Here is a 23,650-nt window from a genome sequence, read left to right as displayed (position 1 = left end):
ATCCTAAATTCTGGGAGGTAAGTTTCGGCTTGTGGGACACAGTATGAGCGGTGTCGGCGTTCTCGACAAGGCGGTGGTCATCCTGGCCGCCTGTGTCGACGGCGCCAGCCTGGCCGAACTCGTTGAGCGCACGAAGCTGCCCCGGGCCACCGCGCACCGGCTGGCGCAGGCCCTGGAGATTCACCGGATGCTGGTCCGGGACACCCAGGGCCGCTGGCGCCCAGGCCCGCGGCTGGGCGAGCTGGCCAACGCCGCGCCGGACGTCCTGCTGACCGCCGCCGAACCGCTGCTGGCCGCGCTGCGCGACGCCACCGGCGAGAGCGCACAGCTCTACCTGCGCCGCGCCGACGAGCGGATCTGCGTGGCGGCGGCGGAGCGTGCCAGCGGCCTGCGGGACACCGTTCCGGTCGGGTCGGTGCTGCCGATGACCGCCGGTTCCGCGGCCCAGATCCTGCTCGCCTGGGAGCCACCGGAGGCGGTGATGCCACTGCTGCCGCGCAGCAAGTTCACCGGCCGCACCCTGGCCGAGGTACGGCGCCGTGGCTGGGCGCAGAGCGTCGCCGAGCGGGAGGCCGGTGTGGCGAGCGTCTCCGCCCCGATCCGGGACCGCACCGGTCGGGTGATCGCCGCCGTCAGCATCTCCGGCCCGATCGAGCGCCTCGGCCGCCGCCCCGGCGAACGCCACGCCATGGCCGTCGTGCGAGCGGGCCAACGCCTCTCCGGCCTCTGATCGCCCAACACCCTTCGCCGGCCGGCCCCGGCCCCGGCCCTAGTGATCATGAAGTTAGCGTCACCGGCACCGGCGTGTCGCGCCGCCAACTTCATGATCACCGGAAGTCGGCGGGGTCGCCTGGGGAATCCGGGTTGGGACATGGGAAAGGCCCGTCTCGCTGTGCGAGACGGGCCTTGGTTGTAGCCCCGACCGGATTCGAACCGGCGCTACCGCCTTGAGAGGGCGGCGTCCTGGGCCGCTAGACGACGGGGCCAGAACTTTCCTGCTTCACCGCCCTGGCGAGCGGTGCGGCTGTAGTCTAGCGGCACCGTACCCCGGGGGCAGCACGGGGTGCGGGCCCCACGGGGCACGCGAGGCGGACACGAAACAGCCCGCCTCACCAGGTGAGACGGGCTGTGCGCTGTTGTAGCCCCGACCGGATTCGAACCGGCGCTACCGCCTTGAGAGGGCGGCGTCCTGGGCCACTAGACGACGGGGCCAGAACCACTTCTGCTCCTCCACCCTGGCGGGCGGAGGAGCTGCACTCTACCAGAGACCACTCTCCGCCCCGCGAGGGACGGAGCCGAACTCCGTCAGAATCCAGCGTCCGGGATTCTCGCGAATCCCAGCTGCGCTGGGGTACCAGGACTCGAACCTAGACTAACTGAACCAGAATCAGTCGGGCTGCCAATTACCCCATACCCCATTGGCCCCTTGCGGCGCCGGGAGTGAACATTACCCTCCCGGTGCCGGCAGGCCAAATCCGATCCCCCCGAACCGCTCGTGAGCTGCGGAAACAGGGGCATCGGACGGATCAGGCGACGGGGATCACCGAGTTGGTGAGCTCGCCGATGCCCTCGATCCGCACGGTGACCGTATCCCCCTCGACGAGCGGGCTAACCCCTGCCGGCGTGCCGGTGAGCACCACGTCGCCGGGCAGCAGCGTCATCACGTGCGAGATGTACGACACCAGGCCGGGCACGTCGAAGACCATGTCCTTCGTCCGGCCGAGCTGGCGTACCTCCATCTCCTCCGGGTTACGGCCCACCTCACACCGGATCTCCAGGTCGGAGACGTCCAGCCCGGTGGTGATCCACGGACCGATCGGGCAGAACGAGTCGAAGCCCTTGGCCCGGGTCCACTGCCCGTCCGAGCGCTGGAGGTCACGGGCGGTGACGTCGTTGGCGCAGGTGTAGCCGAAGATGGCGCGTTCGGCGGCGGCCCGGTCGGCCCGGCGCGCCCCCGGCGCCCCGATCACCACCGCCAGCTCCGCCTCGTGCTCCACCTGCTTGGAGAAGATCGGCAGCCGGATCGCGTCCCGGGGACCGATCACCGAGGTGGACGGCTTGAGGAAGAGCAACGGCTCCTTGGGCACCTCGGTGCCGTGCTCGGCGGCGTGGTCGGCGTAGTTGCGACCCACGCAGACCACCTTGCTGGGCAGGATCGGCGAGAGCAGACGGACGTCGGAGAGGGCCCAGCGGGCCCCACTGAAGGAGAGCTTGCCGAACGGGTGGCCTTCGATCTCGGCGATGGTCAGGGCCTGCGGCCCAGCCTCCGCCTCGCCCTCGACGACCCCGAACGACATTCCCTTGGCATGAGCGAAACGAGCGATACGCACCTGGCCAATCTAGCCCCGGCGACGGGTTTACCGGCCAGGACCGGCTGCCGGGTGTGCTCAAACCGTCAGAGCGCGGCACCTTACCCGAGGCGACGACGGCCCGGGCCGGCTTCCCGACTTCGTACCCGCACGGAGGCGGCCCGCCCCTAGCGTCGGCTCCGGAGGTTCGTTCGTATGCCTGCATCGACACGACACCACAGAGCCCTCGCAGTGCTCGTGCACTGCCTCGGCATCCTCGCCGCCGTACCGGCCCTGCCGGCGGCGGACCCGGAGGCGGCGGCCACGCCACGACCACCGGCCGTCACACCACAACCAACGGCGGCCACACCACGACCGGCGGCGGCCACGCCGGCACCGGTCACCGGCACGCCACCGACGGTGGCGGTGGCCGCGCGGGCACCCGCCGCGGCGAGCCCGGAGCCCACCCCACCATCGGCTCCGCCAGCGGTGGCGCCACCCTCGCGGACACCGGCCAAGGCCATCCCGCCACCGGTCACGGTGGCCGTCGCGCCGGAGAGCAGCCCCGCGCCGCGGTACCGGATCCACGTCCGCAACGTGGGCAACTCGCCGGTCGACACCACGGTGCGACAGGAGCTGCCACCCGGCGCCTCGGCCACCTCGATCAGCTCCGGCGGGCGGGCCACCCGCGCCGGCGGGTCCGCCGCCGAGGTGACCTGGCGGTTGAGGCTGCCCGCGCACAGCACCACCACGCTGGGGACGGCGCTCGCGGCGACCGCGCCGGGCCAACCGTTGACCGCGCCGGCCTGCGCGTTCACCAGCGACGGCAGCCGGCCGTACGACTGCGCCACAGCCACCTGGCAGGCGGCGGCGACACCGGCGGCCCAGGTCACCGAGGCGCCGCCCTGGCGGCAGATCCCGGTGCTGCTGGCCGGGCTGGCCGTCCTGCTGCTGCTCTGCGCCGGCGCGTTCTGGGTGTGGCGTCGCCAGCGTCGGCGTCGGGTGACGGCCGCCGCCCTGGCCACGAGCGGCGCGCCCGACGACGGACGCGGGACGGTCTATCCGCGTCCGTCCGCCCCCAGTCCGGCGACGCGGCGGCGTACTCCGCCGGTCTGGTTGCTGGTCGGCGCGGCGGTGGTCGTGCTGGCCGGCGTGCTCGGCGCCGCCGGCTGGACGGCGACCCGTCGGGTCGCGGCGATCGACACCCAGAAGCAGCCGACCAGCGGCGCGTGGATGGGCACGGCGGTCTCCGGCCCGGTCGGCGTGCCGCTGCGCGAGTCGGCGTTCGAGTTCACCGTGTACCGGATGTCCTGCGGTACGGCCGGCGCCGCTCGGCCGGCCGACGGCGGCGGCACGGCACCGGCCGGCGGACGGCGCTGCCAGGCCACCGTCGGTGTGCGCAACGTCACCGGCGATCAGCAGCCCTGGCACGGCCAGCTGCAACGGGCCTACCTGTCCGGCGGGCGCTGGGTGAGCACCGACGAGCCGGCGACCCGGGCGGCCAACCTGGGTCGGGACGTCTTCGCCGATCCCGTGGCGGCGGGCAGTCGGGTGGTGCTCCCGCTGGTCTTCACGGTCGACGGGCGGGACCCGCCCCGGCAGCTGGAGCTGCGCAGCGGGGTGTTCTCCGCCGGGGTGCGGGTGGACATGCCCTGACCGGCGGGCGGGCGGCGGTCGTACCCTGGGGTCCGTGACCGCCGCCCTCGCCCCCGCCGTGCTCGACGTGGCGGCCTGGCAGGCCCGCCGCCGGGCCCACGAGGAGCGGGTGGATGCCTGGCTGACCCCGCACCTGGCCCGCCGACGCCGCGGCGAGCGGCACCCGGTGGCGGACTTCCTGTTCACCTACTACTCGCACCGTCCGGCCCAGCTGCGCCGCTGGCACCCGGGCGCCGGGGTCGACCTGCGTGGCGCGGATCCGGCCGAGTTCGGCCGGGACTACCGCGCCACCGACGTCGGGGTCACCCTCGACACCGAGGCGGTACGCGCACGACGAGGCGACTCGATCGGCTGGATCCGCTCGCTGCTGACGGCCACCGCCGGGCGGACGCCGCAGTTCGGCTGCTTCGGAATGCACGAGTGGGCGATGGTCTACCGGCAGACCCGCGAGGAGCTGCGGCACAACGCCTGGCCGTTGCGTCTGGACCCGGAGCGGACCGCCGCGATCGTCGAGGAGCGGGGGGTGCGGTGCAGTCACTTCGACGCGTTCCGGTTCTTCACGCCGCCGGCCCGGCCGTTGAATGTGCTCAGCCCGACCCGGGAGACACAGCATGCGCACGAGCAACCGGGCTGCTTGCACGCCAACATGGACCTCTACAAGTGGGCGTACAAGCTGTCGCCGTTGCTGCCCTCGGAGCTCGTCGCGGACTGCTTCGAGCTGGCCCGGGAGATCCGCACCCTGGACATGCGGGCCTCCCCGTACGACCTGGCGGCGCTCGGTCACCCGCCGGTACGGGTGGAGACGCCGGAGGGCCGGGCGGAGTACGCCGCCGCGCAACGCGGCTTCGCCGACCGGGCCGCCGTGCTCCGCGACCGGCTGCTCGCCGCCGTGTCAGCGTGACCTGCTCGCCACCGTGCCAGCCTGACCGGCGGGCGACCGACTCAGCTCGCCGGGCGGGTACGCAGGCCGTCGATGAGCAGCGCGACCACCGCTGCCATGTCGTCGTCGAGGCCCGGCTCGCTCCACTCGGTGCGGTGGGACGGGTGGTGGAACCGGGCGGTGGCCTGCAACAGCGCCCGGCCGGCCACCGCCGGGTCGGGCACGCTGAACTCGCCGGCCGCCACCCCGTCCGCGACGATCAGGCTGAGCTGGCCGGCGAGGACCTCCAGGTGATTGGCGACCGCGCCCTCGGAGAGCGTGGCGAGCTGATGGAAGTTGTCGAACAGCTCCGGGTCCTCGCGGGCCATCCGGCGCTTGGTGCCGCTCAGCTCGGCCAGCCAACGGCGTAGCCGCTGCGGGGCCGGGCCGGGACCGGTGGCCACCTCGATCAGCGGGGTGGAGACCCGGGCCAGCCAGCGTTCGGCGACGGCCTCGCGCAGCGCGGCCTTGCTGGCGAAGTGCCGGTAGACGCTGCCGTGGCTGACGCCCAGCGCGCGGGCGACGTCCAGCACGGTGGCCTTGGCCGGCCCGTACCGGCGCAGGACCTCCTCGGCGGTGTCGAGGATGCGGTCGGCCGTCAGGGCGGTGGCGTCGCTCATTCCTCCAGCCTCCCTGACCGTGCGGACGGCCGTGGCGCGGCCCCCGGGCGGTGGTCGCGCCACGGCGCGGTGATCATTCCCGCTCGCTGTCCAGGTGCGCCATCTGCGCCTCGTCGTAGCGGCTGCCGGCGGCCGCGCCGGCCGGGACCGCGGCCTCGATCGCGGCCAGGTCCGCCTCGGTCAGGCTGATCGCCGCGGCGCCCAGCGCCTCGGTCAGCCGGTCCCGGCGGCGGGCGCCGATCAGGGGCACGATGGTCTCGCCCTGGGCGAGCACCCAGGCGATGGCGATCTGCGCCACCGTGACGCTGCGGGCCTCGGCGATGGCGCGCAGCGCGTCCACCAGGGCGAGGTTGCGGTCCAGGTTGGCGCCGGCGAACCGGGGCAGGTGGCTGCGGAAGTCGGTGCCGGCGGTCTCTCGTCGCGCCGTCCAGTGGCCGCTGATCAGGCCGCGGGAGAGCACCCCGTAGGCGGTGATCCCGACGCCCAGCTCGCGGGCCGTCGGCAGGATCTCGGCCTCGGGGTCGCGGCTGATCAGCGAGTACTCGATCTGGAGGTCGGTGATGGGGTGCACGGCGTGCGCCCGGCGCAGCGTCTCGGCGCTCACCTCGGACAGGCCGATGTGCCGGACGTGGCCGGCCTTGACCAGCTCGGCCAGGGTGCCCACCACGTCCTCCACCGGCACGTCCGGCGAAAGTCGGGCGGGGCGGTAGATGTCGACGTGGTCGGTGCCGAGCCGGCGCAGGGTGTACGCGAGGAAGTTCTTGATCGCGGCGGGTCGGACGTCGATGCCGTTCCAGCCACCCTCGATGTCGCGCAGGGCGCCGAACTTGACGCTGATGAGGGCGTCGTCCCGGTTGCGGCCGCGCAGCGCCTCGCGCAGCAGCAGCTCGTTGTGCCCCATGCCGTAGAAGTCGCCGGTGTCGAGCAGGGTGACGCCGGCGTCGAGCGCGGCGTGGATGGTGGCGATGCTCTCGGCCTCGTCGGCGGCGCCGTAGAGGTCGGACATGCCCATCAGGCCGAGCCCGAGTGCGGAGACGGTGGGGCCGGTGGTGCCAAGGGTGCGGGTGTCCATGGGTCTTCCTCTCCTGGGGTGACCCGTTGAGCGTACATCCTTTGACTGACAGATTCCAGATTCTGTCAGTCAAAGGATGGGCACGTCGCCTGTTGTCAGTCCGCGGATGCCGGCTCGGTGGGCCGTGGGGTGAAGAAGCGGACGACCTGGTCGGCTGCGGTGGCGGACAGCATCATTGCCTGGACCCGTGCGGACATCTCGGCGATCGGGTGGATTCTGGTGAACATCGCCTCCTCGTAGGTCTGGATCGCCGAGTCGGGGTCGGCGGGGCCGGCGGCGAGTTCGGCGGCGAGTTCGGCGGCGTCGAGCATGGCTTGGTTGGCGCCCTCGCCGACCGGCGGCATGAGGTGCGCGGCGTCACCGATGAGGGTGATGCCCGGTTGGTGGGCCCAGCGTGTACCGGTGGGCATCGCCTCGATCCTGCGTGGGGTCGGCGGACTGCCGGCTTCGATGAGCGCGGTAAGGCTGGGGTCCCAGCCGTCGAACATGTCGAGCAGAGCGCGCTTGCTGCGGTAGGCGTCCATGTTGCGATCGTCCGGGGGTAGGGAGATCCCAACCCGGATGCTGCCGTCGCCGAGGCGTTGCGCTGCCAGGACCTGGTTCACGCCGATGCACCAGAGGTTCCCGGGGCCGACCAGCTCGGCGAGATCCGGGTGACGCCGGTCCGCGTCGCTGATGCTCAGCTCCACCAAGGTGGCCACGTGCGAGAGTCTCGTGTCGGTCAGCAGCGACCGGACGACCGAGCGTGCGCCGTCCGCGCCGATGAGGACGTCGCAGTCGGCGCTGTGGCCGCCGTCGAACGTCAGCCCGAACCCTCCGTCGGGTCGTGGCGTCGCCGCGACGAGCCGGTGATGCCACGCGACCGCGTCGCCGGGGAGCGAATCAAGCAGAAGGTCACGCAGTGCGCTGCGGTCGATCTCGGGGCGTCCGGAGAATGAGCCGGGTTGTGGCTTGTGGTGCACGAGGGTGCGTCCGGCCGGGTCGAGGATGCGATGTTCCTCGCCCTCCGGCCGCGCCTCGGACCGGAACCGGCCGGTGAGGCCCGCATCGGCCAGGGCCTGCTGCCCGGACTCCGGGTGCAGGTCGAGCATTCCGCCCTGTGATCGCGCGGATCGGCTCGCCTCGCGTTCGTACACGACCGCGTCGATGTCGTGCCGGTGCAGGATTTGGGCCAGCGTCAGGCCGCCGAGGCCACCACCGGCGATCGCAATTCGCAACATCATCTCCGTTACCGTACGCTGTCTCATATGGATACGCCGTACGGTAACGCACCACTGCCCGTCTGGGAACGGCCCGAGCCTCAGCCGCGGGCGGCGCCGGTGCCGCTGAGCCGCGCGAAGATCGCCGCCACGGCGATCCGGATCGCCGACGCACACGGCCTCGACGGGCTATCGGTACGCAAGATCGCCAAAGAGCTCGGTGTCGGTCCGATGCGGCTCTACGACTACGTGATCAACAGATCCGAGCTGCTTGATCTGATGGTCGACGCCGTGTATGCCCAGATCGCCAAGGCCGGCCAGCAATCCGAGTGGCGCTCCACGCTACTGGCCATCGTTCACCGGACCCGCGATGCCGCTCTTGATCATGAATGGTTCGCCGACCTGCTCGGCGGAAGGCCACACCTGGGACCGCACGCGCTCGCCGTGGGCGAATCGACCGCGGCGGCGCTCAGCCAGGCCCCCGGCGTGCGCGGTATCGACGATCTTCAGCGGGCCTTGGGCGCCCTCAACGCGTTCATCGTCGGAGCGCTCCGCAGAGAGATCACCGAGCGACGCACCGCCCGCTCCACCGGCACCGACGTGTCCGCCTGGCAGGCCGCCCTCGGGCCCTACCTGACACGCATGCTCGAAACAGGCCGCTACCCCACGGTTGCCCGGCTCGTCATCGACGGCGCCCACCTCAACGCCGAGGAGACCTTCCACCACAACCTGATCACCATCTTGGACGGCTTCACCACCCGTCCCCACACGTGACCCAGTGCTCGCAGGCCAGTACCGGCCGAAAACGCACCATCGGCTACTCGCCGTCGACGCGGCGGTCGCGCTTGCGCTGGGACTGGCGCTTCTTCTCGGCCAGCCGGCGCTCCTTGGCCCCCCGGGACGGGCGCGTCGCGCGGCGCGGCGGAGGCGGAGGCGCCGCGGCCTCGCGCAGCAGCGCGGCCATCCGCTCACGGGCCGCTTCCCGGTTGGCCAGCTGCGCCCGGTGCTCACTGGCCGCGATCGTCAGCACCCCGTCGACCAGGCGGTTGGCCAGCCGGGCCAGCGCCCGGGACCGGACCGACTCGGGCACCGCCGGCGAGTTGGCCAGGTCATAGCTCAGCTCGACCCGGGAGTCGGCGGTGTTCACGCCCTGCCCACCGGGCCCGGACGAGCGGGAGAAGCGCTCCCGCAGCTCCCCGGCGGGGACGACCCACCGGTCGGTCACCCGCAGTCCGTCGTCCACGCCCCGAGGCTAACCCGCACCGCCGCTCCTGGGGTCACCGGTGCGGCGGTTCACTCTGCGTCGCCGACGGGCTGGGCGCCGGGCCCGCGGTCTCATCGTCCGAGCCGACCGCTGCGTACGCCGCCGCGCCGATCAGCAGCAGCGCGATCACCCCGGCCTTGGTGGCGACCGCCCGGATCAGCAGCCACGCGCTGCGGCGGGCACCCGGCACCGACTTCTTGACGGTCTGGTAGTCACTCCACCCGCGCCGCGCGCGGGTGTACGCCGACCCCACTGCAATTCCTATGACCAGGCCCACCAGCAGGAGGACCACGAGAAGAGGACGCTCCACCTCCGCCAGTATCCATACCGAGCGTGATATTTCCATGGCCCGATGCTCTCGGGCCGGATATCCGACAGTGGCGGCGATCCCACGGGCCGCCGCCGGGCTGTCCGGGCAGCTCAGCCGCCCTTGCCGATGATCGTGTCGGCGGTCTGCTGCACCTGCTCGATCGGGATGGCGAAGCCGATGCCGATCGAGCCATTGCCATCGATGGTGGCGATCGCGGTGTTCACCCCGACCACCTCTCCACGGGCGTTGACCAACGGCCCGCCCGAGTTGCCGGGGTTGATCGACGCGTCGGTCTGCACCGCGCTGTGCCGGTTGTTGCCCAACCGCACCTGACGGTCCAACGCGCTGACGATGCCCGCGGTGACCGTCCCGGACAGGCCGAGCGGCGAGCCCACCGCGAGCACCGGCTCACCGACCCGGGTGGCACCCGGCTTGGCCAGCGGCAACGGGGCGAGCCCGGCCGACGCGGGCACCTTCAGCACCGCCAGGTCGCTGCGCGGCTCGCGGCCGACCACCTCGGCGGCGTACCGGCGACCGTCGGGAAGCTCCACCGTCACCGGTCCGCCGCCCCCCTTCGCCAGGATGTGGTCGTTGGTGATGAGGTGCTGCTGGTCGTCGACCGCGAAACCCGAACCGGTCGCGGACGAGCCGTTCGCGCCGCCGGCGAGCACCGACACCACTCCGGGCACGGTCCGCTCGGCGGCGGTGACCAGCTCCGCCGGCACCGGGGCGGCGGACGCCGCGGCCTCGCCCGGAGCGCCGTCCCGGCCGGCCACCACGCCACCGGCCACGGCACCCGAGACGGCGGAGAGCACCACCACCGCCAGCGCCGCGAGCAGTCGGCCCGGTCGCCGCCCGCCGGGGTCCCGCCCGGTACCGGGCGCGTCCCAGATCCCGCGGCCGTCCGGGTCGAGTTCCGGCGAGATGAACCAGGGACCGCGCGGTTCGCCCAGTCCGGTCTGCACTGCCATGCGTACTCCTCACGGTCGAAGTCCGTTGCGCGCGGCGGGTCAGGGAAGGCGGGAGAACCAGCGCATCGAGCCTGCGGCGGCACCCATCGCGAAGACCAGGCCGAGGCCGATGAACCGGGCCGAGACGTCCTGCCGTTCGGTGCGGTAGCCGACCGAGCTGCCGATGTCGTCGTAGACGGCCCGCAACTCCTCGGTGGTGCTGGCCTCGTGGAACATCCCGCCGGTCTCGTCGGCGACCGCTTTGAGGGTCTGCCCGTCGACCGGCACCTGGATCGGCCGCCCGCCCCGGTCCACGAAGCCGGACGGGGTGCCGAAGGAGATGGCGTGCACCGGCACCTCCGCCGCCACCGCGTCCGCCGCCGCCTCCATCGGGTCCATCCCGGAGGTGTTCGCCCCGTCGGAGAGCAGGATGATCCGGGCCGGCGGGGTCTCCGTGGCGGCCTGGCTGTCCAGGCCCTTGACCGCGCCGAGCGAGGTGTTGATGGCCTCGCCGATAGCGGTGCCCTGCACGCCGGTCACCCCCTCGGCGAGCCGGCCGATCCCGTCCTCCAGAGCCTCCCGGTCGGTGCCGGGCGGCACCAGCACGGCCGCGCTGCCGGCGAACGCGACCAGACCGACGTTGAACTCGTCGGGCAGGCCGTCGACGAAGCGCCGCGCCGCCTGCTTCGCCGCGGCCAGCCGGTCCGGGTCGACGTCGGTGGCGAGCATGGAGGTGGACACGTCCACCGCCACCATCACCGTGGCGCGTTCCCGGGGCACCTGGACCTCGGCGGTGGGCCGGGCGAAGCCGACCACGAGCAGCGCCAGCATGGCCAGGAACAGGCCGGCGGGGACGTGCCGGCGCCACGCCGGCCGCTCCGGCGCCACCCGGTCCAGCAGTCGCAGGTTGGTGAAGCGGACCGCGTACCGGCTGCGTCGGCGCTGCATCACCAGGTACGCGACGACCAGGGCGAGCACGCCGAGCAGCAGCCAGAGTCGCAGTGGCGACTGCCAGATCACGCGGCACCTCCCCGGACGACTCCGGCCGGCGCGGCGGCCATCCGGCGCTGGGCGTGCACGTGCCGGACGATGTCCACGCTCCAGTCGCGGTCGGTGCGCAGCGCCAGGTGGGTGGCCCCGCTGCGCCGCAGCGCCTGGTGGACCTGGTCACGCTGGGCGGTGGCGGCCGCGGCGTACCGCTCCCGCAGCCGACGGTCCGATGTGCACACCTCGCGCCGGCGGCCGGTCTCCGGGTCGACCAGCGTGATCAGGCCGACGTCCGGCAGCTCCAGCTCACGCGGGTCGGTCACCTCGATCGCCAGCACCTGGTGCCGGACGGCCAGCCGACGCAGGGTCCGCTCCCAGGGCGGTGGTTCGTCGGGGTCGTCGGGTAGGCCGTCGAGGAAATCGGAGACCACCACGACCAGACCGCGCCGGTTGGCGGCCCGGTGCAGGGCGTCGAGCCCGTCCACCAGCTCCGGCGGCCCGACCGGCACCGACACCCCGACCGACGGCCCGGGCCGGTCGTCGGGTGCGGTGGCGCGGGGAGCGGCCAGCAAGGCGCGGAGGAGACCGAGCAGATGGGTACGCCCGCTGCGGGCCGGGAAGCGCCGGACCCCGTCGGCGCGCAGCACCTGGGCCCCGATGCGGTTGCCGACGCCGGCGGTCAGGAAGCCGATCGCGGCGACCGCGGCCACCGCCAGCTCCCGCTTGTCCAGCTCGGCGGTGCCGAACTCCATGCTGGCGCTGGCGTCGACCAGCAGCCAGGTGGTCAGTTCCCGATCGGCGTCGACCTGCCGGACGTGCGGCACGGCGGTGCGGGCGGTCACCGCCCAGTCCATCCGGCGGACCTCGTCCTCGCCCGGCCGGTACTCGCGACTACCGGCGGGTTCGCTGCCCGGCCCGGGCAGCAGGCCGCGGTACTGGCCGTGCAGCAGGCCGTTCAGCCGGCGGGTGACGGTCAGCTCCAGGCGGCGCAGCCGCCGGTCCGGAGCCAGCTCGGCGAGGCCGGGATCGGCCGGCGCGGCGACGACGCGCCTCATGCCGCCGCCAGGTCGGGGGCCTGCTGCGGGTGAGCGTTGGCCAGTCGGGGCGGTGGCACGGCCTCCACCAGCCGGCGAACCACCCCCTCGGCCGAGACCCCGTCGGCCACCGCGTCGAAGGAGAGCACCAGCCGGTGGGCGAGGACGTCCACCGCCAACTCCCGGACGTCCTCGGGCAGCACGTACTCCCGCCCGCGCAGCAGAGCCCGGGCTCGGGCGGCCGCGACCAGGCCGAGGGTCGCCCGCGGGCTGGCCCCGTACGCCAGCAGCGGCGCGATCTCGGGTAGCCCGAACCGGCCCGGGTCGCGGGTGGCGAGGATGAGCCGGACCACGTACTCGGCCAACGCGTGGTGGACGAAGACCCGCTCGGCGTGGGCCTGGAGATCCCGCAGCCGTTCCGCGTCGAGCACCTGACGCGGGCTCGGCCGGTCGGTGCTCATCCGGTAGAGGATCGCCAGCTCGTCGGCGTCGCTCGGGTAGTCCACCACCACTTTCATCAGGAACCGGTCGCGCTGCGCCTCCGGGAGCTGGTAGACCCCCTCGGACTCGATCGGGTTCTGGGTGGCGAGCACCAGGAACGGCGTCGGGACCGGCCAGCTGCGCCCACCGATGGAGACCTGCCGCTCCGCCATCGCCTCCAGCAGCGCCGACTGGACCTTGGCGGGGGCCCGGTTGATCTCGTCGGCCAGCACGAGGTTGGCCATGATCGGGCCCAGCTCGATGTCGAAGGTCTCCTTGGAGGCCCGGTAGATCCGGGTGCCGACGATGTCGGAGGGGACCAGGTCCGGTGTGAACTGGATGCGGGAGAAGGAGCCGCCAACCACGGTGGCGAGGGTCTGCGCGGCCAGCGTCTTGGCCACGCCGGGGACCCCCTCGAGGAGGCAGTGCCCGTTGGCGACCAGAGCGATGAGCAGGCGTTCGACGAGCCGATCCTGCCCGACGATCACGCGTTTGACCTCGAAGAGGGTCTGTTCCAGCTCGACGCCGGTCGGCTCGGGTTCGACCGGGCTGGGCATGCTGGCCAGGGTGTCCGAGATGTCCGTCACGGTGCTTGCTTCCCGGGGCGACGGCCCGGCAAACGTCGGATTATCAGCGCCGAAGTGCCCGATGGCGCCCCCGCCGGGGATGAACTGTCCGGTCGGGTGACAAGCACCCTCGACGGCACGACCCACGCGTACGGCGGCAGAACGGGTGCATGGCGAAGCCGCCGGGGGATCCGGCGGCTTCGTCGGGACAACCGGGGCGCCGGCCCTTGACCAGGGCCGGCCCCCGGACCGTCAGGAGGTGTGGACGACCAGGTGGAAGCCCAGGTCGATCGGAGTACCCGCCGAGTTGCGGGTCTGCACGAAGACCGCGTTCGGCGTGCCCAGCCGAGCTGCGACCGAGATCTCGCCGGGCGGCGGGACGCAGCAGGCGTCAGCCCGCCCGATGGTGGCCACGAAGACGGCGTTCGTCACGGTGTAGGCGAACTGGACCTCGTACTGGCCGGCGCCGTACTTGATCACGGTGCCGGTGCCGCGCGCCCTGGTGCCGTTGGCGTTGACGACCACGATGGTGGTGCGGGCGACGAGTGTTGTCGCACCTGACTTCAGCGCGGCCTTCGCCTTGCGTGCGGACTCCGCCGTCACCGGCGGCTGGGCGTTCGTGCCGCGCGCCGCCGGCTGGACGGTCTCCGCCGGCGCCTTCGCGGTCGGCTGGGCGACGGCGATCCCGCCCCCGGCCAGGCTCAGCCCCAGGACAGCGAAGGTGATCGCCGCCGCCTTACGTCGGAAAGATGTGCTCATGACAGGTCCCCCTTGTGTGACCGTGCGAATTCGGCCGACCCGCGGGGCGGGACGGATGACTGCCTGTAATAGGTGGACGACGACAATGAGACCGGAGGAAGCATTCTCACGCGCACCTGGTGAGGTTGATTTCTCAACGATCCACGTCCGGCCTGAGCTGGGATTACTACTCAGAGTTGCGTCGTTTAGGCCAGATGGAACGTAGCACCGGAAAAAGCCGAACGTCAATAGTTGATCTCGCTTTATCGGGCTGTCGGCCAACCGTCAGATAATTGTGAAATGTGAGCGCATCACCATTCACGAAATCGGATCGGGGAGTTTCCGTTAAGCTGGCCGCCATGATCGTCGACGCCGCGCCCGCGCCGCCCCGACGCCGCGCCGACCGGATCGGCACGGCGCTCTGCTGGCTGACGGTCGTACCGACGACCGCCTGGGCCGCCGCCCGGCTGGCCGGCCTGGACCGGGGGCCGCTGGTGCAGGCGCTCGCCTTCACCCCGTACGTCGCGGGCTGGAGCGTGCTGGCCCTGACCCTCGCACTCGCCCTACGGCGCTGGTGGCCCGCGGCGGTCGCGGCGCTGGCCGCGGTGGCGCTGCTCGGCGTGGTCGCACCCCGGGCTCTGGCCTCTCCGCAACCGGCGGCAGGCGGGCCCACCGTACGGCTGCTCACCGCCAACCTGCTCGCCGGCTCCGCCGACGCGCCGACACTGGTCGAGCTGGTCCGGCGGCACCGGGTGGACGTGCTCACCGTGCAGGAGTTCACCCCCGACGCGCAGGCCGCCCTGGACCGGCTCGGTCTCGACCGGCTGCTGCCCCACCGGCAGCTCAACGCGCAGATCGGCACGCCCGGCTCCGGGCTCTACTCGCGCTGGCCGATCACCGACGCCGGCATCCGGCACAACCGCGGCGGTTGGGGCTTCAGCCAGGCGTACGGCACACTCGCCGTCCCCGGCGCGCCCCCGGTCCGCGTCGAGTCGGCCCATCCCTCGGCGCCGTACGCGCTGGACCAGGTCGACGCCTGGCGTGGCGACCTGACCGCCCAGCCACCGGCCACTCCGGACGGTGGCCTGCGGATCCTCGCCGGGGACTTCAACGCCACCCTCGACCACGGCCCGCTGCGGGCCCTGCTGGGCACCGGCTACGTCGACGCCGCCGACGCCACCGGGGCGGGGCTGACCGGCACCTGGGGCCCGTACGACGGCGACCTGATCCCGCCGGTCACCATCGACCACGTGCTGGTCGATCGTCGGATCGCCGCCCAGGCCGTGACCGTGCACGACCTACCCGGCACCGATCACCGTCCCGTACTGGCCACCCTCCGCCTCCCCGCCGCCTGACCCCGCCACCGAGCGCCGCGCCGATCCTCAGCGCCCGCCCGGCGTCCCGTGCGCGCCGGCCGGAGTGTCAGCAGGGGGCCCTTCCTCTACCGGAGGCGTTGACAAGGTGCCCTTCCTTACGCCCAGGCCGTAGGTGAGGGCGTCGACTAGGGCGTGCCAGCTGGCCTCGACCACGTTGGGGTGCACGCCCACGGTGGTCCAGTCCCGGCCGCCGCCGTCGGCGGTCTCCAGCAGCACCCGGGTGACCGCGCCGGTGCCGTGGCTGCCCTCCAGGATGCGCACCTTGTAGTCGGCCAGCTCGAAGTCGCGCAGCTGCGGGTAGTGCCGGGCCAGCCCCACCCGCAGTGCCTCGTCCAGCGCGTTGACCGGACCGTTGCCCTCGGCGGTGGCGATCACCCGCTCACCCCGTACCCGGATCTTGACGGTCGCCTCGGAGACGACCGCGCCGTCCTCGCGGTGCTCGACCAGCACCCGGTACGACTCCAGAGTGAACGGACGGGCCGGGCCGCCCTCCGGCAACTCGGAGCGGACCAGCAGCTCGAAGGAGGCGTCCGCGGCCTCGAAGGACCAGCCGCCGGCCTCCAACTCCTTGACCCGGTTGGTGACCCGGGTCAGCGCCTCCGGCCGGCCGGCCAGGTCCAGGCCGAGCTCACGACTCTTGAGCTCGACGCTGGCCCGGCCGGCCATCTCCGTTACCAGGATCCGCATGTCGTTGCCCACCACCGACGGGTCCACGTGGTTGTAGAGCAACGGGTCGACCTTGATCGCACTCGCGTGCAGCCCCGCCTTGTGGGCGAAGGCGGCGGCACCGACATAGGCCTGGTGGGTGTCGGGGGCGATGTTGGCGATCTCGGCGATGGCGTGCGAGGCCCGCACCATCTGCGCCAGGCAGCCCTCCGGTAGGACGGGCATGCCCAGCTTGAGTTCAAGGTTCGCGACCACCGCGAAGAGGTCGGCGTTGCCGGGGCGCTCGCCGTACCCGTTGGCGGTGCCCTGAACGTGGCGGACGCCCGCCTCGACCGCGGCGACCGTGTTGGCCACCGCGCAGGCGGTGTCGTTCTGCGCGTGCATGCCGAGCAGGCCCGCGTCGATTCCCAGCCGGTCGGTCAGGTCGGCGATCACGGCGGTCACCTGGGACGGCAGCATGCCGCCGTTGGTGTCGCAGAGCACCATCCGCTCGGCGCCGGCGGCCAACGCGGTCTGCACCACGGCCGCGCCGTGAGCCGGGTCGTGCCGGTAGCCGTCGAAGAAGTGCTCGCCGTCGACGAAGACCCGACGGCCCTCGCCGACGAGGTGGCTCACGGTGTCGTGGATCATCGCCAGGTTCTCCGCGCCGGTGGTGCGCAACGCGCGCTCGACGTGCCGGGTGTCGGCCTTCGCGACCAGCGCCACCGCCGGGGTCTGCGCGTCCAGCAGGCCGCGTACCTGGGGGTCGTCGGCGACCGCCACGCCGGCCTTGCGGGTCGCGCCGAACGCGACCAGCACGCCGTGCCGCAGGTCCAGTTCGGTGCGTGCCCGGCGGAAGAACTCGGTGTCCTTGGGCACCGCGCCCGGCCAGCCGCCCTCGATGAAGCCGACGCCGAACTCGTCGAGCAGCCGGGCCACCGCCAGCTTGTCGACCACCGAGTAGGTGAGCCCCTCGCGCTGGGCACCGTCGCGCAACGTCGTGTCGTAGACCTGGAACGTCATCAGGATCCTTTCTCGGAGCAACAAAAAGACCCCCCGCGGATGCGGGAGGTCTGCGCGCTCGGCGGAGGGAGGGCCGGCGCGCTAGGTCGCAATAATCAGGGCGGTGCTGGTCACGATCGCTACTCTGCCACCGCTCCCCTGGTTTTGGGAGGAACAATCCACATGGCGGGACGGTGACTCACTGTTGCATACGCCAGCCCTCGTCCAGTCTCGGGCACAACCCGCCGCTCGTGATCGGCTTCACAAGTCACCTGCCCGCTCAGCGGCGAAAACTCGCCTACGGAAGCATCTGGAACCGATCCAGTTACCGGCCACTGTGCCGCTCCCAAGGAGGACCCTTGCTCACTGTCGGTGACCGCTTCCCCGAGTACGAACTCACCGCCTGCGTGTCACTGGACGCCGACAAGGCGTTCGAGACGCTCAACCACAAGTCCCACGAGGGCAAGTGGCGGGTCGTCTTCTTCTGGCCGAAGGACTTCACCTTCATCTGCCCGACGGAGATCGCCGAGTTCGGCCGGCTCAACGGCGAGTTCGCCGACCGGGACGCGCAGGTCCTGGGAGCGTCGGTGGACAACGAGTACGTCCACTACGCGTGGCGCAAGGACCACCCCGACCTGCGGGACCTGCCCTTCCCGATGCTCAGCGACATCAAGCGCGAACTGGCCGCCGCCTGCGGCGTGCTCGGCGAGGACGGCGTGGCCCAGCGCGCCACGTTCATCATCGACCCCAACAACGAGATCCAGTTCGCCATGGTCACCGCCGGTTCGGTCGGCCGCAACGTCTCCGAGGTGCTGCGGGTGCTGGACGCGCTGCAGACCGACGAGCTGTGCCCGTGCAACTGGAACAAGGGCGGCGAGACCCTCGACGCCAACGCGCTCCTCGCCGGCGCCGGAGCCTGACCATGGGTCTGGACGCGATCAAGGCGGCCCTGCCCGAGTACGCCAAGGACATCAAGCTCAACCTTGGCTCCACCGTCGGCACCTCGACGCTGACCCCGGTCCAGGCCTGGGGCACCGCGCTGGCCTGCGCGGTGACCGCCCGCAACCCGGTGGTGCTGCGCGAGATCGCCGCCGAGGCGCTCGGACACCTCACGCCGGAGGGCGTCGAGGCGGCCAAGGGCGCCGCGGCCATCATGGCGATGAACAACATCTACTACCGGGCCAAGCACCTCATCGGCGACGAGCAGTACGCCTCGATGCCGGCCCGACTGCGGATGCAGATCATCGCCCGCCCGGGGGTGGACAAGGGCGACTTCGAACTCTGGTGCCTCGCCGTGTCGGCGATCACCGGCTGCGGAGTGTGCCTCGAGTCGCACGAGAAGGCGCTGCGCGGCAGCGGCTACACCCGGGAGCAGGTGCACGAGGCGCTGCGGATCTCCGCCGTGGTGCACGCTGCGGCGGTCACCCTGGACGCCGAGGCCGCGCTGGCCTGAGCAGGTACGCCCCGACGGGCCGACGCCGCACTGCGGCGTCGGCCCGTCGCCGTTTCCGGCCCCCGGCGGCCGGGTAGCTCCTGCGGGGACGCACTCACCTACGCCGCGAGCATCGGCGACAGTCAGGAGTGAACGGCATGGACAGGATCGACCCGCACGCGACGCACGCCGCGCCGGAGCCGCTGCGCGGAGGCGACCAGGGCACCGTGCCCGGCGGCGCCCCGGCCGGCGCCTTCGACCCCTGGCGCTACCGGGACCAGGCCGGGGTGACCGACGCCGACCTGGTCGGCTACAAGGTCGAGGCCACCGACGGTGGGATCGGAAAGATCGACAGCGCCAGCCACGAGGTTGACGGCAGCTACCTGGTGGTCGACACCGGCCCGTGGATCTTCGGCAAGAAGGTGATGCTGCCGGCCGGCACGGTCAACCAGGTCGACCACGACCAGCGCATCGTCTCCGTGGACCGGACCCGCGACCAGATCAAGGCCGCCCCGGAGTACGACGAGACCAGCCACAGCGACCCGAACTACCGGAACCAGCTGGGTGGCTACTACGACGAGACGTACGGCGCGCTCCCGCCCGGCACCGGGCGGTAGCCGATCGGACCCGACGGCCGGTGGGGCTCTGTCCCACCGGCCGTTACCGTGTCAGCGTGGACGCCATCGAGGACAACCGACACATCTCGCTGCCCGTGACCTTCAACTTCCGCGACGTCGGCGGCTACCCCGGCCACGACGGCCGCACCGTACGCCGGGGGCGGCTCTACCGCTCCGACTCACTGCACCGATTGGACGAGCAGGATCAGGACGCGTTCGCCGCGATCGGCATCCGCACCGTCATCGACCTGCGCCGCCCGACCGAGGTGGCCAGGGACGGCCGGGTGCCTGCCTACCAGGGGCTGACCTACCGGCACATCCACCCGGAGCACGCGGACTGGGCCGAGCGACCGCACGAGGAGGGTGTCAGCCTGGCCCGCTATCTCGCGGACCGCTACGCCGACCTGGCGCAGACCGGCACGGCCGGGCTGGCCGAGGCGGTCGGGCTGATCGCGGACTCCGCGAACGCCCCCATCGTGGTGCACTGCGTGGCGGGCAAGGACCGCACCGGCATCGTCTGCGCGTTGACCCTCGCCGTCCTGGGCGTCGACGACGCCGACATCGTCGCCGACTACGCACTCAGCGCCGAGGCGTCGGCCCGGTTCGGCGCCTGGCTGGCCGCCACCACCCCGGGCGGGGTGGACGACGTGCCGGCGCCGTTCCTGGCCTCGCCCGCCGAGGCGATGGAGCTGTTCCTCGCCGAACTGCGCGCGGGGCACGGCTCGGTCGAGGGGTACCTACGCCACGCCGGGGTGACCGAAGCGCAGCTCGCCGCCCTCCGCCACCACCTGCTCGACTAGCCCCCGCCCCCGCCGCCGTCCCTCCCCGCCTCCGGCCTCGTCCCTCCCCGCCCCTGACCTCGTCGATCTAGGGCAGATCGCTGTCAGTGGATCTCCATAGACGACGATATGCCCTAGATCGACGGCGGTGGGCGGGCGGCGCGGGCAGGCGGGCGGCGCGGGCGGGCGGCGCGGGGAAGCGGTGGGCGTCAGAGGACCCGGCGCACCCAGCCTTGCGGGTCGTCGGCCTTGCCACGCTGGATGTCGACGAGCTGCTGACGCAGCGCCATGGTGACCCGACCCGGCTCGCCGCCACCGATCAGGAACTCGCCGTCGGGGAAGCGGACCCCGCCGATCGGGGTGATCACCGCGGCGGTGCCGCAGGCGAAGACCTCGCGGAGCCGGCCGCTGGCCGCGTCGGCCTGCCAGTCGGCGAAGGTGACCGGCCGCTCCTCGACCCGGTGCCCGGCCGCGCCGGCCAGCGTGAGGACCGCGTCCCGGGTGATGCCCGGCAGGATCGTGCCGGTCAACGGCGGGGTGACCACCGTGTCGTCGTCGTAGACGAAGAAGACGTTCATGCCGCCCAGCTCGTCGACGAAGCGGCGCTCCACCGCGTCCAGGAAGACCACCTGGTCGCAGCCGGCCTCGATGGCCTCGGCCTGGGCCGCCAACGACGCGGCGTAGTTGCCGCCGCACTTGGCGGCGCCGGTGCCGCCCGGCGCAGCCCGGGTGTAGTCCGGCGAAACCCAGACGGTGACCGGCTTGACCCCGCCGCTGAAGTACGCCCCGACCGGCGAGGCGATCACCATGTAGAGGTACTCGTTGGCCGGACGGACTCCGAGGAAGACCTCGCTGGCGAACATGAACGGCCGCAGGTAGAGACTGCCGTCCGCACCGGTCGGGATCCACTCCCGGTCGACCTCGATGAGCTTGTGCAGCGAGTCGATGAAGACCTCGGGCGGCAGCGCCGGCATCGCCATCCGCTGCGCGGAGGCGACGAACCGGGCGGCGTTGGCGTCCGGCCGGAACATGGTCACGCCGCCGTCGGCGGTCCGGTACGCCTTCAGACCCTCGAAGATCTCCTGCGCGTAGTGCAGCACCGCGCTGGCCGGGTCCATCGGGATCGGCGCGCGCGCCTCCACCCGGGCGTCGTACCAGCCCTTGCCGTCGGCGTACCGGACGGTGACCATGTGGTCGGTGAACACCCGGCCGAACCCGGGGTTGACCAGCAGGGCGGCCCGGTCGGTGGCGGATACCGGCGCGGGATTCGGACGGATCTCGAAGTCGAGCTTGTCACCACCGCTCATCGCGCTGACCTCCCTGCGGGACAACGGCATGCGGGATCGCACACCGACATGGCTGTGCCAGAAACTTACCCCGAACGGTCGTTCAGCGGGTAGCGCCGCCCGGGGCATGGAAAACCCCGGATGGTCCCTCGCTGACCGACCGGCGTGCGGCCGTCGCTCCGGGGCGGGTCAGGCTACGGCGTGGGCGGCGAGCCGGTCGCCGACCTCGGCGGTACGCAGCGCCACGCCCGGCGTCCGGCCGGCCAGTTCGGCGGCGACCGCCGCGTTGACCCGGGCCGCGGCCTCGGTGTGCCCGAGCTGCTCCAGCAGCAGCGCGGCGGAGAGCACCGCGGCGACCGGGTCGGCGACGCCCTGCCCGGCAATGTCCGGCGCCGAACCGTGCACCGGCTCGAACATCGAGGGGTACGCCCCCTCGGGGTTGATGCAGCCGCTCGCGGCCAAGCCGATCCCACCGGTGACCGCGGCGGCGATGTCGGTGAGGATGTCGCCGAACAGGTTGTCGGTGACCACCACGTCGTAGCGCTGCGGCTGGGTGACCAGGAACATCGCGGCCGCGTCGACGTGCTGGTACTCGGTGGCGACGTCGGGGTGCTCGGCGGCGACCGCGTCGAAGGCCCGCGCCCAGAGCGACCCGGCGTGGGTGAGCACGTTGGTCTTGTGCACCAGGGTGACCTTGCGCCGCTCCCGGCGGCCGGCCCGGGCGAACGCGTCGCGGATCACCCGCTCCACGCCGTGCCGGGTGTTCAGGCTCTCCTCGGTGGCGACCTCGGCGGGCGTGTCGCGGTGCAGCGAGCCGCCGGCGCCGGCGTAGAGCCCCTCGGTGCCCTCACGCACCACCACGAGGTCGACCTCGCCCGGCTTCACGTTGCCCAACGGGCCGGCGACCCCGGGCCAGAGCCGGGACGGGCGCAGGTTGACGTACTGGTCGAAGGCGAACCGGAGCTTGAGCAGCAGCCCTCGCTCCAGCACACCGGGCGGGACCGTCGGGTCACCGACCGCGCCGAGCAGGATCGCGTCGTGGCCGGCCAGCTCCGCCAGCACCGAGTCGGGCAGCACCTCTCCGGTACGGTGCCAGCGGGCCGCGCCGAGGTCGTATTCGGTGGCCTGCACGCCGGGCAGCACGGCGTCGAGGACCTTGCGGGCCTGTGCGACCACCTCGGGCCCGATGCCGTCCCCGGCCACCACCGCGATCCGCGCCATGCCCGCACTCCTCTGTTCGACTGCACCGTCGCCGCAACGGTACGTCTCCGTCCCGCCTCCCGGTACGGAGCTTCCATGATGTGGGACGCACGGATACACAGCACCCTCTCAGGCGGGACTCATGTGGCGGTCATCTCCGCTGCCTAGCGTGGGGTCAGCGGGTCACGGGGCCCGCGACCGGGGGTCGCCGACGACGCGAGCCCAACTGCGAGGGGGCAGTGAGATGCGCATCGACGAGCAGCCGCGGACCCGCTGGCCGGAGCCGTCGACGTTCCGGAACCGCCGGCCGGATCTCCGGCTCGGCAGCCGGCGGCAGCGGGTCGACCCGGCGGCCGCCAGTCAGGGCCGGATCGCGGTGCGGCACACCGTACGCACCCCGACCGCCGAGTACACCCTGCTGCTCAACGCTCCCGAGTGGCTCGGCCGCCGGGGCGTCGGCGAGGCGCTGCGGGACAGCATCGCGGAGCTACGCGCCATCGACCTCACCTACGGCCCGAACCGACCGGAGAGCCTGGTCTCCAGGCTGCGCCGGGGAGAGATCAGTCCCGACTCGTATCCTCCGCTGGCCGACCTGGTGGACCGCTGCACGGCGATGCGCGCCGCCACCGACGGGTGGTTCGACGCCTGGGCGGTGCCCGGCGGCTTCGACCCGGGCGGCCTGCTCGGCGGCTGGGCGGTGGAGCGCGCGGCAGCCCGCCTGCGCGCCGCGGGCGTCGACGACTACGCCGTGCTCACCGGCGCCGACCTGGTGGTCCGCGGCCGCGCGCCGCACGGTGGGCCGTGGCGGGTGGCGGTGCACCACCCGACCGCACCCGAACGCGCGCCGCTGGTGCTGGAGATGACCGCCGGCGCGGTCGGCACCTCGGGGGTGACCGGACGAAAGGGGCACGTGGTGGACCCGCACACCGGCGAGCCGGCAAACCAGCTCGTCGCCGCCACGGTCGTCGGCCCCGACCTGACGATCGCCGACGCCTACGCCACGGCGCTCTACGCCGCTGGACCCACCGGCCTGGCCTGGTTCCGCGGCGGCTCCGACTATCGCGCGCTCTTCGCCCACCGGCGCTGAACGGGACATCGCCTGCGATCGGCCCCCACGGTCTCGGCAACGGCCGTGGGGGCCGGTCAGCGACGAGTGCGCGTGGCTCGCACAATCGAGGGGTGCGGACCGGTCGGGGCCGGACGTCGACCGCGCCACCCGAAGACGGGCCG

24 protein-coding genes and 3 tRNA genes are annotated in these 23,650 nt (G+C 72.6%); 10 read left to right on the top strand and 17 right to left on the bottom strand.

Annotation, left to right across the window (positions count from 1 at the left end; genetic code table 11):
- Positions 1 to 43: 43 nt before the first annotated feature.
- Positions 44 to 730, top strand: coding sequence for an IclR family transcriptional regulator (locus KBX63_RS01210; protein WP_036374687.1), 687 nt, complete (start codon positions 44 to 46; stop codon positions 728 to 730).
- 183 nt (positions 731 to 913) lie between these two features.
- On the opposite strand, the gene KBX63_RS01205 is transcribed toward KBX63_RS01210, so the two are convergent.
- From KBX63_RS01205 to KBX63_RS01190, 4 genes are all read right to left on the bottom strand, one after another.
- Positions 914 to 986 (bottom strand) — tRNA-Glu (locus tag KBX63_RS01205).
- A 153-nt stretch (positions 987 to 1,139) separates the two neighbouring features.
- Positions 1,140 to 1,212: transfer RNA gene (locus KBX63_RS01200), tRNA-Glu, on the bottom strand.
- 134 nt (positions 1,213 to 1,346) lie between these two features.
- Positions 1,347 to 1,418, bottom strand: a tRNA-Gln gene (locus tag KBX63_RS01195).
- Positions 1,419 to 1,526: 108 nt separating this feature from the next.
- Complete coding sequence (locus KBX63_RS01190; RefSeq protein WP_210906913.1) at positions 1,527 to 2,330, bottom strand: fumarylacetoacetate hydrolase family protein; 804 nt, start codon at positions 2,328 to 2,330, stop codon at positions 1,527 to 1,529.
- 174 nt (positions 2,331 to 2,504) lie between these two features.
- On the opposite strand from KBX63_RS01190, the gene KBX63_RS01185 reads away from it, so the two are divergent.
- Positions 2,505 to 3,944 carry a hypothetical protein gene (locus KBX63_RS01185; protein WP_210906911.1) on the top strand — a complete coding sequence of 480 codons (1,440 nt, stop codon included), beginning with the start codon at positions 2,505 to 2,507 and terminating at the stop codon, positions 3,942 to 3,944.
- A gap of 34 nt (positions 3,945 to 3,978) precedes the next feature.
- Complete coding sequence (locus KBX63_RS01180; protein WP_210906909.1) at positions 3,979 to 4,845, top strand: 3-methyladenine DNA glycosylase; 867 nt, start codon at positions 3,979 to 3,981, stop codon at positions 4,843 to 4,845.
- A gap of 41 nt (positions 4,846 to 4,886) precedes the next feature.
- On the opposite strand, the gene KBX63_RS01175 is transcribed toward KBX63_RS01180, so the two are convergent.
- The 3 genes from KBX63_RS01175 to KBX63_RS01165 all read right to left on the bottom strand — a co-directional run bounded on the left by KBX63_RS01175 (position 4,887) and on the right by KBX63_RS01165 (position 7,778).
- The gene (locus tag KBX63_RS01175) at positions 4,887 to 5,483 is read right to left on the bottom strand and encodes a TetR family transcriptional regulator (protein WP_074317675.1); all 597 of its coding nucleotides are present in this window, start codon (positions 5,481 to 5,483) and stop codon (positions 4,887 to 4,889) included.
- A 73-nt stretch (positions 5,484 to 5,556) separates the two neighbouring features.
- Complete coding sequence (locus KBX63_RS01170) at positions 5,557 to 6,555, bottom strand: aldo/keto reductase (protein WP_210906907.1); 999 nt, start codon at positions 6,553 to 6,555, stop codon at positions 5,557 to 5,559.
- A 95-nt stretch (positions 6,556 to 6,650) separates the two neighbouring features.
- Positions 6,651 to 7,778: an NAD(P)/FAD-dependent oxidoreductase gene (locus KBX63_RS01165; RefSeq protein WP_247661437.1), complete on the bottom strand. Its 1,128-nt coding sequence runs from the start codon at positions 7,776 to 7,778 to the stop codon at positions 6,651 to 6,653.
- A 24-nt stretch (positions 7,779 to 7,802) separates the two neighbouring features.
- On the opposite strand from KBX63_RS01165, the gene KBX63_RS01160 reads away from it, so the two are divergent.
- The gene (locus KBX63_RS01160; RefSeq protein ID WP_247661436.1) at positions 7,803 to 8,528 is read left to right on the top strand and encodes a TetR/AcrR family transcriptional regulator; all 726 of its coding nucleotides are present in this window, start codon (positions 7,803 to 7,805) and stop codon (positions 8,526 to 8,528) included.
- A gap of 43 nt (positions 8,529 to 8,571) precedes the next feature.
- Here the strand turns inward: KBX63_RS01160 and arfB are convergent, their stop codons facing one another.
- The 7 genes from arfB to KBX63_RS01125 all read right to left on the bottom strand — a co-directional run bounded on the left by arfB (position 8,572) and on the right by KBX63_RS01125 (position 14,104).
- Positions 8,572 to 8,997 (bottom strand): alternative ribosome rescue aminoacyl-tRNA hydrolase ArfB, encoded by a 426-nt coding sequence (arfB, locus tag KBX63_RS01155; RefSeq protein WP_121654221.1) that lies wholly within the window; start codon positions 8,995 to 8,997, stop codon positions 8,572 to 8,574.
- Between the two features lie 34 nt (positions 8,998 to 9,031).
- Positions 9,032 to 9,328 (bottom strand): hypothetical protein, encoded by a 297-nt coding sequence (locus tag KBX63_RS01150; RefSeq protein WP_210906905.1) that lies wholly within the window; start codon positions 9,326 to 9,328, stop codon positions 9,032 to 9,034.
- 110 nt (positions 9,329 to 9,438) lie between these two features.
- Positions 9,439 to 10,299 (bottom strand): S1C family serine protease, encoded by an 861-nt coding sequence (locus tag KBX63_RS01145; RefSeq protein ID WP_210906903.1) that lies wholly within the window; start codon positions 10,297 to 10,299, stop codon positions 9,439 to 9,441.
- A 39-nt stretch (positions 10,300 to 10,338) separates the two neighbouring features.
- A complete protein-coding gene (locus tag KBX63_RS01140; protein WP_210906901.1) occupies positions 10,339 to 11,298 on the bottom strand; it encodes a VWA domain-containing protein in 960 nt (319 codons plus the stop codon).
- Entirely contained in the window at positions 11,295 to 12,320 is a 1,026-nt protein-coding gene (locus KBX63_RS01135; RefSeq protein WP_210906899.1) for a DUF58 domain-containing protein, read from the bottom strand. The genes KBX63_RS01140 and KBX63_RS01135 overlap by 4 nt, the downstream gene beginning before the upstream one ends.
- Positions 12,317 to 13,366 carry a MoxR family ATPase gene (locus tag KBX63_RS01130; RefSeq protein ID WP_210906897.1) on the bottom strand — a complete coding sequence of 350 codons (1,050 nt, stop codon included), beginning with the start codon at positions 13,364 to 13,366 and terminating at the stop codon, positions 12,317 to 12,319. The genes KBX63_RS01135 and KBX63_RS01130 overlap by 4 nt, the downstream gene beginning before the upstream one ends.
- A 231-nt stretch (positions 13,367 to 13,597) precedes the next feature.
- Complete coding sequence (locus KBX63_RS01125; RefSeq protein ID WP_210906895.1) at positions 13,598 to 14,104, bottom strand: hypothetical protein; 507 nt, start codon at positions 14,102 to 14,104, stop codon at positions 13,598 to 13,600.
- 338 nt (positions 14,105 to 14,442) lie between these two features.
- Here KBX63_RS01125 and KBX63_RS01120 point away from each other — a divergent pair, with 338 nt between their 5' ends.
- A complete protein-coding gene (locus KBX63_RS01120; RefSeq protein ID WP_210906892.1) occupies positions 14,443 to 15,438 on the top strand; it encodes an endonuclease/exonuclease/phosphatase family protein in 996 nt (331 codons plus the stop codon).
- Between the two features lie 27 nt (positions 15,439 to 15,465).
- On the opposite strand, the gene cimA is transcribed toward KBX63_RS01120, so the two are convergent.
- Entirely contained in the window at positions 15,466 to 17,127 is a 1,662-nt protein-coding gene (gene cimA, locus KBX63_RS01115; RefSeq protein ID WP_247661434.1) for a citramalate synthase, read from the bottom strand.
- A gap of 338 nt (positions 17,128 to 17,465) precedes the next feature.
- Between cimA and KBX63_RS01110 the strand changes: the two genes are divergently transcribed.
- The 4 genes from KBX63_RS01110 to KBX63_RS01095 all read left to right on the top strand — a co-directional run bounded on the left by KBX63_RS01110 (position 17,466) and on the right by KBX63_RS01095 (position 19,955).
- Positions 17,466 to 18,026, top strand: a complete 561-nt coding sequence (locus KBX63_RS01110; RefSeq protein ID WP_210906891.1) for a peroxiredoxin — start codon at positions 17,466 to 17,468, stop codon at positions 18,024 to 18,026.
- 2 nt (positions 18,027 to 18,028) lie between these two features.
- The gene (locus KBX63_RS01105) at positions 18,029 to 18,559 is read left to right on the top strand and encodes a carboxymuconolactone decarboxylase family protein (RefSeq protein ID WP_210906889.1); all 531 of its coding nucleotides are present in this window, start codon (positions 18,029 to 18,031) and stop codon (positions 18,557 to 18,559) included.
- Positions 18,560 to 18,696: 137 nt separating this feature from the next.
- Positions 18,697 to 19,155, top strand: a complete 459-nt coding sequence (locus tag KBX63_RS01100; protein ID WP_210906887.1) for a PRC-barrel domain-containing protein — start codon at positions 18,697 to 18,699, stop codon at positions 19,153 to 19,155.
- A 56-nt stretch (positions 19,156 to 19,211) separates the two neighbouring features.
- The gene (locus KBX63_RS01095) at positions 19,212 to 19,955 is read left to right on the top strand and encodes a tyrosine-protein phosphatase (protein ID WP_307871574.1); all 744 of its coding nucleotides are present in this window, start codon (positions 19,212 to 19,214) and stop codon (positions 19,953 to 19,955) included.
- Between the two features lie 188 nt (positions 19,956 to 20,143).
- On the opposite strand, the gene KBX63_RS01090 is transcribed toward KBX63_RS01095, so the two are convergent.
- The gene (locus KBX63_RS01090; protein WP_210906884.1) at positions 20,144 to 21,241 is read right to left on the bottom strand and encodes a branched-chain amino acid aminotransferase; all 1,098 of its coding nucleotides are present in this window, start codon (positions 21,239 to 21,241) and stop codon (positions 20,144 to 20,146) included.
- Positions 21,242 to 21,409: 168 nt separating this feature from the next.
- Positions 21,410 to 22,441 (bottom strand): 3-isopropylmalate dehydrogenase, encoded by a 1,032-nt coding sequence (locus KBX63_RS01085; protein ID WP_210906882.1) that lies wholly within the window; start codon positions 22,439 to 22,441, stop codon positions 21,410 to 21,412.
- A 223-nt stretch (positions 22,442 to 22,664) separates the two neighbouring features.
- Between KBX63_RS01085 and KBX63_RS01080 the strand changes: the two genes are divergently transcribed.
- The gene (locus tag KBX63_RS01080; RefSeq protein ID WP_210906880.1) at positions 22,665 to 23,507 is read left to right on the top strand and encodes an FAD:protein FMN transferase; all 843 of its coding nucleotides are present in this window, start codon (positions 22,665 to 22,667) and stop codon (positions 23,505 to 23,507) included.
- Positions 23,508 to 23,650 lie beyond the last annotated feature (143 nt).

The sequence above is a fragment of the Micromonospora sp. U21 genome (assembly GCF_018070045.1).
Classification (GTDB): domain Bacteria; phylum Actinomycetota; class Actinomycetes; order Mycobacteriales; family Micromonosporaceae; genus Micromonospora.
Note: the sequence above shows the minus strand (reverse complement) of the source record. Positions and strands in the feature narration are given on the sequence as shown.